The sequence below is a fragment of the Microcoleus sp. S13_C5 genome, assembly GCF_036700845.1.
In the GTDB taxonomy this organism is placed as follows: domain Bacteria; phylum Cyanobacteriota; class Cyanobacteriia; order Cyanobacteriales; family Microcoleaceae; genus Microcoleus.
Genome location: NZ_JAUBPR010000079.1, coordinates 1 through 13,724 on the forward strand (window position 1 = coordinate 1; position 13,724 = coordinate 13,724).

A 13,724-nucleotide genomic window follows, 5' to 3' on the forward strand; every position below is an offset into this window, starting at 1 on the left:
GCAAATTAGTTCGTTGTCATCTTACAATTTTATTCTTGAAGCCCTATTCTATGCAGCTTCATATTAAATTGGTATAACCTTTACAAAAGTTTATTTTTGCCGATCGAGAACGGTGTGGTGCTTGTTCTCTTTACCGATCGCGATCGCCCAATTCCACCACTATCAAATTACACTTATGAGTCCTGGACGTATCAACTAATCAACGAGCATAGTTGAAACCCACATTCCGCACCAGCAACGGGTAGCGTACAGTACCCCGTGCGGATAGAAGTGAATCAGGAGAGACAATAGTTAGTAATAATATTCAATAATTTGTATCAGTAAGCATAACCCTGTTGGCAATGGGGCCCGAAACAGCTCTCGATTCCACTCCCCGTCAACGGTTTTGACCCAATGAATCAGAAGAGTGGGTTTGCGGCTCGGGGAGTGGGGGCGTGAGCTTACTCGTGACGATGTGAGAAAGGCTTTAGTTTTGTGGAATTTAGCAGCAGGGCGGACAGTCACAGCCGCCGCCCCTGCGAAAACCCGGTTTTGGTGGATTAATTAATCTTAGATTCAACGCTAGATTTTTCCGAGGCAGCCGCTGCTTTAATCTGTGAAATCGCTTTCCGGCTGAAAATTTGGAAGTAGAGGGAAACAAAAAACTCTTTGACTGGAAAAACGATAAAAGTCAAAGGATTAATTGTGACGATGATATTGCGCGAATCGGCTTTAGCTTGTTTGACAATTTGCTGTGCTACCCAGTCGGGAGACATGATGCCGATCGGGTTTAAGTTGCTTTTAAACGGCCCTAAAATCAGTTTGCGAACGATGCAGGGTGCGTCCAGCCGCCGCAGGGTGACTAAATCTCCCAGGGCGCGTTTGCTGAGTTCGTACAGGGGACTGACAGCGGGAATTACTTCGGCTTCTGAAGTGTTGATCCAGACTTCTTTGCAAGCGATGTTTTCGTTAGTGCGGACTGTTAAGAAAAAGAGTTCCATCAGCCGCCACGCGGAAAAAGTGTTAATTTCGTATGAGTTGGCGATCGCCTCTCCTGTTCTTTCTCCCTGTACGTTAATCCCGTGATTGATGACGAGAATATCGATTTTTTCTAACAATAGGGCTAAGTCTGCCTCTTGGCCAGCTTGCCAAGTTACGGTTTTTACAGGTAAATTTTCGCCGTCTACATCCAAAGTAATTTCCTCATTTCCCGATGAGAGGGCGATCACTTTTGCACCAGCTTGGTGCAGGTGTTTGAGAAGCAAACGCCCTAAAGTTCCCGATGCACCGGTGACGGCTACAGTTTTGCCTTTGAGAGAAAGTGCTGTACCCATAAGTTTATCTATTAAGGTGAAAGTACCGCAATAGTAAGCATTTTGATTGTCGAAGTGGTGGCGCCAGTGATAGGGTTTATTAACTAACCATTTGCCAGGGGGAGTAAGGAAGTCTCCCGGTTGGTGGGTGATGTCGGTTAATTCGTCTGCACCTTGGATGCCGATCGCGCGGGCGATCGCGCTCAACAAAAAGCCTAAAGTATAAATACAACCCGCTGCAGCGCCCCAGTGATATTCCGGCAGCCCAAAATAAGCTACAACCCACAGCAACAAGCCCAAAACCATCATCGCCGCAGCTTCTGGCACGTCGTGACGCCAGTGTGCTTGCTTGTAAATTGTCTCGCTGACGGGGGTCAAATTGGGGCGGAAAACGCGGTGATGCCAAGTGTGCAGCTTTTGCAGGGGTGTCCAATAATGGGACACGACGTGATAAAAGTCTCGTATTATTTCTGCCCAGCAGACAGAAGCTATTGCCACAGCGCCGACTATCCAGTAATTTACCATGCTCGCACCAGTTTGAAATTTGAGATATTAGATATTGTCTGCTTTGAAAGATAACTCAAAATGGCTTTTATTGCTAGTCTGGAAGTTTACTCAAGCGTTTTAAAATCTGCAAAACCCGGTACAATTCATTGCCGGGATTGCGGATTACAAATTCTGGAGATAAGGCATACTGGGGAGTTTCCCCTCTGACTAACTTCACAAAAGAGAAGTTAGCACCTGTAGAAATCATCCCAAAAGTAGGAGTTTCAGGATTTGGATCTGCCAGCATATATGTCAGGAGCTGGGCAAGTGCTTCGTCAGTTGAAAACGAAAGTTGTTTGGATTCAATTACTGTCACCCATAAGTTTGCTTTCATAATTAGAATATCTATTTTGCCTTCGATGATTCTGCCTTCGTCTTCTTCTTGAATGGCGATCGACTTTTCGGCTTTGACTTGAAAAGGAGACTCATACAGACCGGCAATAAATAAAATGGGGCTGATGATTGTTAGCTTGACTGCATTTTCCAATACAGGCGGGTTGTCTACCAAGTTGAAGTATATGTCTTGGACGCGATCGAGCAATTGTTTTTCTGAGTCTGTTACTTCGGGTAAGTTTTCTTGCCATTCTCGGAAAAATTCGCTGTTGCGAACTCGCTGCAAACCGAATTTATCGATTAGATAGCGGAGATTTATATCTCTTGCTGGTAGTTTTTGCATGATAATTAATAAAGGGTTTTATGGTTATTAATAAGTTTAGCATAATTGGGATTTTTAACCGCAGATGAACGCTTCGGAACGTCGAGGAAATTCTGAGTAAGTTAATTGGGCCCAGATGTCTGTTCATGGGGATTTTTTATTGGCAATTCGCTGTTTTTGTCCAGCTTGCATTTCCAGCAATTGCGGTACGGTGACAAAACGATATCTCTGCTGTTTGAGTTTGGGAATAATTGCAGATAGTGCCTCGACTGTTTGCTGGCGATTTCCGCCGCCGTCGTGCAATAATACGATCGCCCCCGTTGAAGCTTGGGATAGCACGGTACGGGCGAGCGCAGCGGCCGGAGGTTGCAGAAAGTCTTTAGGGTCGATCGACCACATCACCACTACATAATTTTTCTTTTTAGCGTAATTTGCCAAACCGTTATTTAAGCGGCCACCGGGAGGGCGAAACAAGAAACTTTTTGCCCCAGTCGATCGATAAATATGAACACCAGTATTATCTATTTCATCCGATGCTGTTTTTTCGGTAACATTGTGAGAATAGTGGTGCCAAGTATGGTTGCCGATCGCATTTCCCGCTTGCACAACTCTTTTCGCAATTTCTGGATACTCCCGCAAATTTGCACCCAAGCAGAAAAATGTGCCCACAACTTGATGTTTGTGCAAAACTTCTAATATTATCAAAGTTTCCGGCGTTGGGCCATCGTCAAATGTCAGGGCGATAACTTTTGAGTTGTTAATACTGGCTTTATAAACAATTTGGCTGCGAAATTGCGCGGGCGGTGCGAAGACTAAAGGTTGTTGGGGAGGTTTGGGAGAGGGAGTTGCGGGGGGAGAAGGGGGTGTTTTTAGTTTTGGGGGTTTCAGCAGGTTTGGCGGGGGATTTTCAACGGGTGCGATTTGTTGGGCGAGCGAATTTGAGTTTGCAGTTTGTCCAGTTTCAGAAATAAGGGAAATTAGGGCGATCGATCCGATTAAGAACAAGATTTTTAGCGCCCATTGATTGGCCAATTTGGTACTCATTTGCCACAGCATTTATTTCTGATAATATAACTCTGGCTTACAGCTATGCCGAAAATTAGATAAAATTCAAGATACCGACGCATAACAACAGGAGAAAAGCCATGATTGCTCCCGCAAATCTCAGCCGCATCAGCATCCCTCCTTTGGAAAATGGCGATTTGCTCACCCGTGCCGAATTCGAGCGACGCTATACAGCGATGCCGGGACTCAAAAAAGCAGAATTGATCGAAGGAATTGTTTATATGGCTTCACCCTTACGCTTTGAACCCCACGCCGAACCCCATGCTCGCCTGATGACTTGTCTTGGCTTCTATGCTGCTTTTACCAAACATACTCGGCTCGGCGATAACCCCACCGTGCGTCTCGATGTGGATAACGAACCCCAGCCCGATGCTGTACTGCTGATTGATTCCCGACATGGCGGTGCAACTAGCCTCAGTGATGACGGCTACATCGTAGGCGCGCCGGAATTTGTTGCCGAAATAGCTGCTAGTACCGCTACGATCGATCTGCGGGACAAAAAGCGAGTTTACCGCCGCAGCATGGTGAGAGAATATCTCGTTTGGCAAGTAATCGATCGCCGGATTGATTGGTTTTCCTTGCAGGAAGAAGAATATATTTCTCTGCTACCTGATGCAGAAGGAATTATCCGCAGCCTAGTTTTTCCGGGGTTGTGGCTGGCTGTTCCAGCACTCTTAGACGGGGATATGTCCAGTGCGATCGCAACTCTTCAAGCCGGCTTAAACAGTGACGCACATCAAGAGTTTGTCCAACAGTTAGCTGCTTTCCCACATCCCGTTTTGTAGAGACGCTACAAATCGCATCTCTACAACAACTAATCCCCCTACAATCGGCAAGTTTGCCGCGCCCTTTCATCCTCGGGTTCTTGCCACCCAAAAGCAAAATGACTCACCGCATTAATTTGCGGCGTCGCCGAGCGAATTGCCCGCATTTGAATCTCCAAAGACGGCCGATTTCTGAGAGGTTTTCCCCAATCTCCAGCAATGGCAGGAATAATTTTTGCTCCCGCAGGTGCTAAACTCACTGTTCGCTGCACCTGTGGCACAATGCAGCTTACATCGCCGCAATTTCCGTAAGACATGGCGTGGAATTCCACAGCAGCCGGAAAGCTGTCCCAAGGCTGCAATCTCGAATCATATCCCCCTTGATTTATCGCTTGATTTGCAGTGGGAAAAAATACTGCTCCTACAGGAATTCCCATCCTTTGAGCTGGTTGAATTGCTATTCCCAAAAAATCTAAAATCCCTTGGACGGCGTGAGCAACGCTTAGTTTCCACAGGTCTTTTTGCAGAATGCCGGTATCGGGAAGTGGCGGTGTCGGTTTTGATGTTGGAGTTGCAGGAGGGTTTGGCTTGTTAGTGGCGGGAGTTGTTGAGGCTGTTCTTGATGCGGCATTCTCTCTTCTAGAAGGTGGAGTTGCTACTGACATCGCCTGCGGAATTCGGCCCTGCCAAAGAGGTTCTCGCTCAGTTGGATACTGTTTGACTACTGCTTGAACATCATTAGTATTGATAAATCCTTTAGTCAAATATCGCTGGATTAAATCTCTGCCTTGCTGATTGCTAGCCCGCTGCAAAAGAACTTGCTGCGATGCTGGGCCGTAAATCCACAAGTCTTGAACTTTGGTAGCAACTGAAGCGGGTCCGACACCCCGTAGATAGCGAATGTAGTCGAATAACATTCCTTGGGGCTTGCGCTTGACTATTTGATTTACTAACAAAGTATAGTCTTGCCGTGCTTGTGGGTTATACGGATCGATAAAGGCTTGATTGCCCGGAACTTCTCCGAAGTCCTCGTTAATTCCTGGGTCTTGAACTACTGTTAAAGTTGTCTGATTTTTACCGTTGATAGCGAGGGTTTGCTGTCTGTCGGGACGCTGAGAATAGGTATACCCAAAGTTCATGGTAAATAACCAGGCGTAAACTTTTAAACCTCGCTGTTTGCCTTTGGCGATCGCCTTTTCTAACAAGTCGTATTTCTCGTAACCGCGATTTCTCAAAACCGAAGGCCAAGCCGTAGGATTGTCTGCGACTGGTAGCAGCACTTGACCGTCATAAAATGTTTCTATATAGACTTGGTTGTAGCCTTTATTCACAACTTTGTCTAATACTCGATCAATTTCTCCGGGCCTGACATCGCAGGGATACAAACGCAGCCAAATGGCTTGGGTTTCGGGCCAAGTTTTTTGGCGGCATTCTGCTATTTCCCGCGCGTGTTTGCTCAAAACAGCAAAATATGCTTGCTGAGATTCCGGTTTTCCCGACAGCGCGGCGCGGCGCAAGTCTTCTTTTTGATTGACCTGTTCTTGGGATAATTGGCAATAGGCTGATGTTTGGGCAAAAGCGGGTTGATTTTCAATAAAAGGCAAAACAAGCTGGCTGATGAAGCTACTGGTTAAAACAGCAGTTACCGCACTTAAAAAGCGTCGCTGGTGTTGAAAATTCGCGATGCGAGTTGGTGCAATTTTCATGGGAGAATTGAATGGGGTTTTCTAGTTTAAATTGGGTGGCGATCGCCTTTTTGCGATCGCGCTCAACAAGCAGCTACAAATTTTCTACTTTTTTCCGTTGACTTAGTTATGGCACAAGTCGATCGCACAATGCAAATTTTATCTGGCGGTCATTTAAATTCAATAAGGGCGATCGGGTAAGATAAGACTCCGCGATTAAACGTTGCTATGCTATACAAACTTTCCTCTGCCTAAGTGTTTGCGCGCAGGCACGCGCCTTCGCGGACTCAAAAATAAAGGGGGTAAAAAGCCCGGATTTGATATCATATCCAGTTCGATTTTTCAGTATTTTTTCCCTAAATGCTGCATAAAAAAGCGCCTGGATACAGTGGGCGCTAAAAGCAGTTGATATTTCTACTAAAAATTGTTAACACTCAAATATTAAGGATGAAAGATGAATTATTAAAATTTATCCTTGATCCTAAATTTTGAGATTAAGCTCCTCTGTTAAGAGCAGCTTCAATCTGCTGAAATTCTGACTCAAGACGCTTTTTCAATTTTTCAGGAACGGGACGGTTTGGATAGGAACTGTAATGTCCTGCCAAAGAGTTTAATGCCGTCCGCATTGTCGTGAAAGAGGCCAGCTTGGTAAGAGCGGGATCGCGGCGGTAGGCCGCAAAAAAATCGTTGATACTTGTGCGAGCCTCGGCTTGAGCGGCTGCTTTTTCCGGCGTGCCCTCTGGCAACGTGAGCGCTGTTCTCAAGCTCTTCACTAATGCTAATGTGTCTTGGCCATAATCTCCACTCAGAGTGGCAGGAACATTGGTACAGCCCGCTACGCCGATGACAACAACTAATACCAGGGCTAACAGACGGGAAATGTAATGCTTCATAAGGTTTAGAAAAATGGAAGCGAAAGCGGCAATCAAAATTAACCTTTATCCTATCTCGAATTGAGCTAATAATGCCACTTTCTACATTTTTTTGTTGCAATACCATGAAACAGAAAATTTGTCAATCTAAAATCTAAAATCTAAAATTTAAAATCGATTGATTTGTCCCGCAACGACGGAGAGAATTTGGGTTTGTCGCAGCCACTGAGCATCAAAAGCGCCTAGGTGAGTGGTAGTAATCAGAGTTTGAAATCGTTCTTGAATTGTTTCTAAAAGTTGATTTTGGCGGCTCAGATCGAGTTCTGCAAGTACGTCGTCGAGCAACAGTAAAGGCGCTTCGCCGACGACTTCTTCAATAAGCTGCAGTTCGGCTAATTTTAATGCTAATACCAGAGTTCGCTGCTGACCTTGGGATGCGTATTGACGAGCTGGGGTATTGTTAATTGTAAATGTAATGTCGTCGCGGTGGGGGCCGACTAAAGTGGTTCCTTGAAACTGTTCTGCGATCGCCCTTTTTTGAATTTTCTCTAAAAATGCTTGTCGCACTCCTTCGAGATTATCTTTAGCGATAAATTCCGCCCCTACTTCAATATTAGCATCGTATTTCACATCTAAAACTTCTGCTGAACCGCTAATTGAACGGTGCCAATTTCGAGCTAAAGGCATCAAACGCTCCAAAATTCGATCGCGCCTGCGGATGACGCGAGCGCCCGCTGTCGCCAACTGCGCGTCCCACAAAGCTAATTCTGAACTGGGAATTGGGAATTGGGAGTTGGGAATTGGGAATTGGGAATTGGGGATGGGTAAGTCTTCTGTATTTTCCGGTTCGGGACTTTCGGGTGCAATAAATCGCATCTTGTCAAAACTGTCGGAAAATTCCGCTTTCCTGATTTCTTTAGAACGTTTCAACAGAGCGTTTCGCTGGCGCAAAATTTGGTTGTACTGCTGCAAAATGTGAGCGTAAATCGGTTCTAACTGGATAACTAGGCGATCGATCCAATTGCGCCTTCCTTCGGGCCCGCCGCGAACTAAGTCCAAATCCAAACAAGAAAATTGCACTACATTTAAGACGCTCAAAAAGTCTAAATGGCGACGCAGCGGTTCACCATTGAGCTTCAGTGTCCGACGCGCCTGAGAGCGAAGAGTTAAAGCTAAGTCGATCGCTCCGGTTTGGCGTTCGAGTGTAGCATCAATTTGCCCCATCGGCTTTGAGTCGAGTATTAAATCGCGATCGCGCCCTACCCTGTGGCTTTTTAATGTAGAAAGCAACTCTACCGCTTCTAACAAGTTAGATTTTCCTTGAGCGTTATTTCCTACTAAAATGGTTTTGGGAGCGTCAAAAGCTACCTTTTGATCGAAGTAGTTCCGAAACTGCCGTAGGTGCAGCGTTTTCAAATACATAATATTAGTAATTGGTAATCAATAATTGGTAATCGGTAATTGGTAATTGGTAATACAGTCATCGTAGGGTACACGACCGGGCGCACCTTAGAGGTTGGCAACCACGAGCGTTGGCAATTACGCTTTTCGCCGAGCGTTACGCTCGCAATGACATTATAACGAAGTAATAAATGTTTAATCGTGACACAATTTATTTAGTCTTCATAGCGATGACTTTCGCTGTGAGCCAGGGACTTCAACCCCTGGTGGCTATTCTTGAAAATAGTAGCCAATCGAGGGCTCTAGCTAATAATCAAACATAGCTCAGTATCCGTCAGCATGTCACACTATTTTCGAGATTTGTACAAGCGTACAAACAGTTTTTCCATTTCAATCCAGACAAACATCAGGGCGCTGAAACCGAAGCAAACCATCAATTCAAAAGGCGACAAATAGTGAGTGCCAAAAAATGCTCTCAGCGGCGGAACGTAAATCAGCATCAATTGCAGAATAGTAGTCACAATCACAGAACCCCAAACAAAAACATTAGTGAAGGGATTTAACTCGATAGTTAGCTGAGTGTTAGACCGAATTGCGATCGCATGACCCATTTGCGCCAAACAAAGAGTTGTAAACACCATTGTTTTCCAAGCATCTGGATCTCCGTGTCCACCAGAGTGAGTATATCCGTAAGCCCAGGACATCATCGTGATCGTCAAAATTGCAAAAATAATCCCGATCCGAATTATGTAAGAACCCAAACCCCGTGCAAAAATATTTTCTCGCGGACTGAAAGGAGGCCTTTTCATCACGTTCGGTTCCCCCGGTTCCACAGCCAAGGCCAAAGCGGGAACGCCGTCTGTTACTAAGTTCATCCACAAAATTTGGAGCGGCGTCAGCGGCACTCCTCCCAAACCAATTAAAGGTGCGGCCGCAATTGTCAAAACTTCGCCGATGTTGCTGCCCAAAATGTATTTAATAAAGCGGCGAATATTGCTATAAACCACTCGCCCTTCTTCAGCGGCGGCGACAATAGTTGCGAAGTTGTCGTCGAGGAGCACCATATCGCTAGCTTCTTTGCTGACATCGGTGCCGGTAATCCCCATGGCGATGCCAATATCGGCTTGTTTCAAGGCGGGGGCGTCGTTAACGCCGTCGCCGGTCATTGCGACAAATTTGCCCCAACTTTGCAAAGCTTGGACAATCCGCAATTTGTGTTCTGGGGAGACGCGGGCGTAAACGCTAACCTGTTCGACTTGCTGTTTGAGTTCTTCTTGGCTGAGCTTTTCTAATTCTTGACCGGTGAGAACTCGATCGCCCTCTGTTGCAATACCTAAATCGTAGGCGATGGCTTTTGCTGTCAACTGGTGGTCTCCTGTAATCATCACCACCCGAATGCCTGCATTGCGGCACTTCCTCACTGCTTCCCGCACTTCCGGGCGCGGGGCGTCCAGCATACTGACGAGTCCCAGCCAAATCATGTCTTGTTCGCTGGTTTCCTCAGAACCTTCGGGTGGCAGGTTTTCCCAAAGTTTGTACGCAAACCCGAGGACTCGCAAACCGCCGCTTGCCATGTTGTTGTTTTCGGCGAGGATGCGATCGCGCATTTCCTGGGTTAAAGGTTGTACTCGATCGCCGACTATAATGCCTTTGCATCGCTCCAAAGTCAACTCAGGAGAACCTTTGGTCAGCATCAAATAATCCGACTGCTGTCCTCTTTCTGCGGGAAATCCCGAATGTCCCGATCTGCCGGGTACTTCGCAAATCACGCTCATCCGCTTGCGTTCCGAAGAAAAAGGAAATTCCGCCGTCCGTGGCAGCAATTGAGACTGTTTTTCCTTATAAATGCCTGCTTTTCCTGCTACACAAAGCAGAGCTCCTTCTGTGGGGTCGCCTAAAATCTGCCATTCTTGCTGTTCTTGTTGCAATACTGCGTCGTTGCAAACTGCACAGGCAATTAATAAAGATTCGAGTTCTGGATATTCCTCTAAATTATTAATTTTGGCCGATGTCAGGCGATCGGTAAAATCTCCGATCGGGGCATAGCCATCGCCTGCGACGGCGACAGTGCAGTCGCCCGTAGACACTAGCTGAACTACCATTTTATTTTGAGTCAGAGTACCTGTTTTGTCAGAACAAATGGTAGTTACCGAGCCCAAAGTTTCTACGGCCGGCAGTTTGCGAATCAGGGCGTTTCGCTTCACCATCCGCCTAGTTCCGAGTGCTAGAGTGACTGTCACGACTGCTGCGAGTCCTTCGGGAACCACAGCCACAGCCATGCTTAGAGAAACTTCTAACAAATCTTCCCACCTGCTGGTATCGAACCCGATGCCGCCGTTCTGGAAGGTAATCATGCCGCCGATGACGACAAGTGCGACTAAGGTTAGGGCACCGGAGACTAGAACCTTTCCCAACTGATCCATCCGCTGTTGCAGGGGAGTCGGTTCGTTTTCTACTGACTGAAGCATGGTGGCAATTTTGCCGAGTTCAGTTTGCATTCCGGTGTTGGTGACGATCGCCTTTGCTCGTCCCTGAACAACTTCTGTGCCCTGAAAAATCAGGTTGAGTCGATCGCCCAAGGAAGCATCTTCGGGAAGTTCTAGCTCTGCTTGCTTGGTAACTGCTAAAGCTTCTCCTGTCAAAGCAGATTCTCTGACTTGCAGATTTGATGTTTCGATCAAGCGTGCGTCTGCTGCTATTTTTACCCCAGCTTCCAACAGCATTACGTCTCCGGGTACGAGTTCCTTGGCTGCTATTTCCGAAGTTTTGCCGCCCCGCAGGACTCTGACTAGGGGAGAAGCGAGGTTTTTGAGGGCTGCGAGCGCTTTTTCAGCACTTTGCTCTTGCAAATAGCCGAGAATGCCGTTGAGTATGACGATCGCAAAAATGGCTATCGCATCTTTGGGAAAAGTATCCGACCGAATGTCCAAAAAAGCCGAAATCACTGCCACACCCATCAGCATCAACAACATGATGTTGGTGAACTGATCTACAAAAATCGACCACGGACTGCGGCCTCCTGTTTCTTCTAGTTCGTTGGGGCCGTATTGCTGCAAGCGTTCTGACACCTGTTGACTGCTCAAGCCAGCGTCTTTGTTGCTGCTTAGCTGCTGGAGAGTTTTGTCAATTGCTACGGTGTGCCAAGAAGAGGGAGAATTTGAAGACATAAATTATGATCGAGCATGGGGCATAAAGGTGGTTGCGGCCGGACAGCTACAGCCGATCCATCTGGCTGATTACAGTGAGAGACTTTTAAGTTTTGAGTTCTGAATAAAAAACTGTTTAACTTGGGACTCGTGTTGGGCGGTTCGATGCCGGGGAAGCAAAAAGCTTTTAACTTCACTGCGTCTGCAGGCTCGATCGCGCCGTTTCTAGGCCTACGGCTGATAGCACTTATCCACCTTACCAAAAATAATCGGTTTAAAGCCCCGTCCTTCTAGGACGGCTTCCTTTAACTGTGGTATACTTACGCTAGTTATGTCAGCGTAAGTATGCTTGTTTTTGAGGCAAAACTAGAGGGACTTGCACAGCAGTACGAGCGGCTCGATGAAGCCATTCGTACTGCTCGCTTTGTCCGCAATAGCTGCCTTAGATACTGGTTGGACAACTTGGGGATTGGCAAGTACGAGTTGAGTGCCTATTGCGCCGTTCTAGCCAAAGAGTTCCCGTTCGCCGACAAACTTAACTCCCAAGCTCGACAAGCTTCGGCCGATCGGGCTTGGAGTTCTATCGCTCGGTTTTATGACAACTGCAAAAAAAACAAGCGTGGGAAGAAAGGCTTCCCACGCTTTAAGAAGCATCAAACACATGGCTCTGTTGAATATAAAACAACGGGCTGGAAGTTGTCGTTCGATAGACGAACTATCACCTTCACTGATGGGTTTGAAGCAGGAAGCTTCAAGATGTGGGGAACTCGTGACCTTCACTTCTACCAGTTGAAGCAGATTAAGCGAGTGCGTGTTGTTCGTAGAGCTGATGGGTACTACGTTCAGTTTTGCCTTGACCAAGAACGGGTAGAGAAGAGAAAGCCAACGGGTAAGACTGTTGGACTCGATGTTGGATTGACTCACTTCTACACCGATTCCGACGGTCAGACAATCGAGAACCCCCGTCATCTGAGAAAGTCCGAGAAAGCTATAAAGCGTCTTAGTCGTAAACTTTCTCGCACGACCAAAGGGTCGAAAAACAGAGTCAAAGCGAGAAATCGCCGGAGTCGAAAGCACCTCAAGGTAAGTAGGCAGCGTAAAGATTTTGCCGTGAAGTTGGCAAGATGCGTCATCCAGTCTAACGACTTGGTTGCCTATGAGGACTTGCAGGTGCGTAACATGGTCAGAAACAGACAACTGTCAAAGTCTATATCTGATGCTGCATGGTCGGCTTTCCGTCAATGGTTGGAATATTTTGGCAAGGTGTTTGGCGTGGTAACGGTTGCCGTACCACCGCACTACACTTCTCAAAACTGTTCCAACTGTGGGGAAGTCATCAAGAAGTCTTTGAGTCAAAGAACACATCGCTGTCACCATTGTGGTTTTGTAATAGACCGAGACTGGAATGCAGCAATTAACATACTTGAGTTAGCACTCCGTACCGTGGGGCACACGGGAACGTTAAACGCCTCTGAAGACATCGACAAGAGCATTGGTGAGGTAACTCCTCAATGTAAGCCGAGTCGTGGAAAGAGGAAGCCCAAGAAGTGATTCTTGGAATCCTGCGGTACGGCCGGGGAGGATGTCAATACTAAAAATTAGCAATTCCTTTGGCTATTCAACAGAAAAGAAGCCGAGAGCAAGAGTGACTTTAGTTCTCTGATACAAGCGTGCGCGGCAGGTTAAAACCTACCTTAAAAAAAACGTCATAAAACGCTCGTATCCGAACTCATCTATTCCCTTGTTAAAAGAAAAATGGCGCTGCGGTAACACGTGTCGATCGCGTGTGTTGGTTTTCTCACCCTCCACAATGCTCAGCTTGCCATACGCTTGCGTGCGACTAGCCTGTGGGAAGCAGAACATAGATACAGATAGATAGATGAAGAAAGTTTTTTTGCAACTGCTGCAGAATAAACAGTAGATGGTTGGTCTCGGGTCAAGCCCAATGACTCCCCAGACCAACCATCCCGGCGTTATGAAAGACCGGGCCCGGTCTTTCAACTTCCAACGGCTGAGTTTTGTCACTAAATGCTGATGTTTCCGGCAAAAGCTGAGGCTGTGGCGAGGGGGTTCACAATCTTTTGGATTTTTCCCACACCGAATTCTGCAGACATCCTGACATTGGGCAGAATTTTTGCTTTTTTCCCTATTCCCCCAGCCTTCTTTTACCAAAAGTTTAATTTACTTAACACTTCTTAACAATTTCGGTTTTCCAGAGAAAGCCAACAAAGGCGATCGGCCCACGGGACGGTTTGGGGCGGTTCTACCGCCACTGCATGGCGAGCGAAGCAAACTCTT

9 protein-coding genes are annotated in these 13,724 nt (G+C 46.7%); 2 read left to right on the forward strand and 7 right to left on the reverse strand.

Translation table 11 applies throughout. The annotated features are described in order from the left end of the window. Window positions 1-539: 539 nt before the first annotated feature. From QUA04_RS19530 to QUA04_RS19540, 3 genes are all read right to left on the reverse strand, one after another. Complete coding sequence (locus QUA04_RS19530; protein ID WP_333259466.1) at window positions 540-1,817, reverse strand: bifunctional sterol desaturase/short chain dehydrogenase; 1,278 nt, start codon at window positions 1,815-1,817, stop codon at window positions 540-542. A gap of 73 nt (window positions 1,818-1,890) precedes the next feature. Further along, window positions 1,891-2,514, reverse strand: coding sequence for a restriction endonuclease subunit R (locus QUA04_RS19535; RefSeq protein WP_333259470.1), 624 nt, complete (start codon window positions 2,512-2,514; stop codon window positions 1,891-1,893). Window positions 2,515-2,637: 123 nt separating this feature from the next. Then, window positions 2,638-3,537, reverse strand: coding sequence for a polysaccharide deacetylase family protein (locus QUA04_RS19540; RefSeq protein WP_333259472.1), 900 nt, complete (start codon window positions 3,535-3,537; stop codon window positions 2,638-2,640). A 101-nt stretch (window positions 3,538-3,638) separates the two neighbouring features. On the opposite strand from QUA04_RS19540, the gene QUA04_RS19545 reads away from it, so the two are divergent. After that, complete coding sequence (locus QUA04_RS19545) at window positions 3,639-4,343, forward strand: Uma2 family endonuclease (protein ID WP_333259475.1); 705 nt, start codon at window positions 3,639-3,641, stop codon at window positions 4,341-4,343. Window positions 4,344-4,381: 38 nt separating this feature from the next. On the opposite strand, the gene QUA04_RS19550 is transcribed toward QUA04_RS19545, so the two are convergent. The 4 genes from QUA04_RS19550 to QUA04_RS19565 form a co-directional block, all read right to left on the reverse strand. Next, the gene (locus QUA04_RS19550; protein WP_333259478.1) at window positions 4,382-6,028 is read right to left on the reverse strand and encodes a family 10 glycosylhydrolase; all 1,647 of its coding nucleotides are present in this window, start codon (window positions 6,026-6,028) and stop codon (window positions 4,382-4,384) included. A 473-nt stretch (window positions 6,029-6,501) separates the two neighbouring features. Next, window positions 6,502-6,900, reverse strand: a complete 399-nt coding sequence (gene psb27 / locus QUA04_RS19555) for a photosystem II protein Psb27 (RefSeq protein ID WP_242717360.1) — start codon at window positions 6,898-6,900, stop codon at window positions 6,502-6,504. 147 nt (window positions 6,901-7,047) lie between these two features. Beyond that, on the reverse strand, window positions 7,048-8,301 hold the full coding sequence (locus QUA04_RS19560; protein WP_333259480.1) for a DNA replication/repair protein RecF: 1,254 nt from the start codon (window positions 8,299-8,301) through the stop codon (window positions 7,048-7,050). 326 nt (window positions 8,302-8,627) lie between these two features. Further along, entirely contained in the window at window positions 8,628-11,447 is a 2,820-nt protein-coding gene (locus tag QUA04_RS19565) for a cation-translocating P-type ATPase (RefSeq protein WP_333259482.1), read from the reverse strand. A gap of 324 nt (window positions 11,448-11,771) precedes the next feature. Here QUA04_RS19565 and QUA04_RS19570 point away from each other — a divergent pair, with 324 nt between their 5' ends. Next, window positions 11,772-12,977 carry a transposase gene (locus QUA04_RS19570; RefSeq protein ID WP_333259485.1) on the forward strand — a complete coding sequence of 402 codons (1,206 nt, stop codon included), beginning with the start codon at window positions 11,772-11,774 and terminating at the stop codon, window positions 12,975-12,977. The last annotated feature ends 747 nt before the right edge of the window (window positions 12,978-13,724 follow it).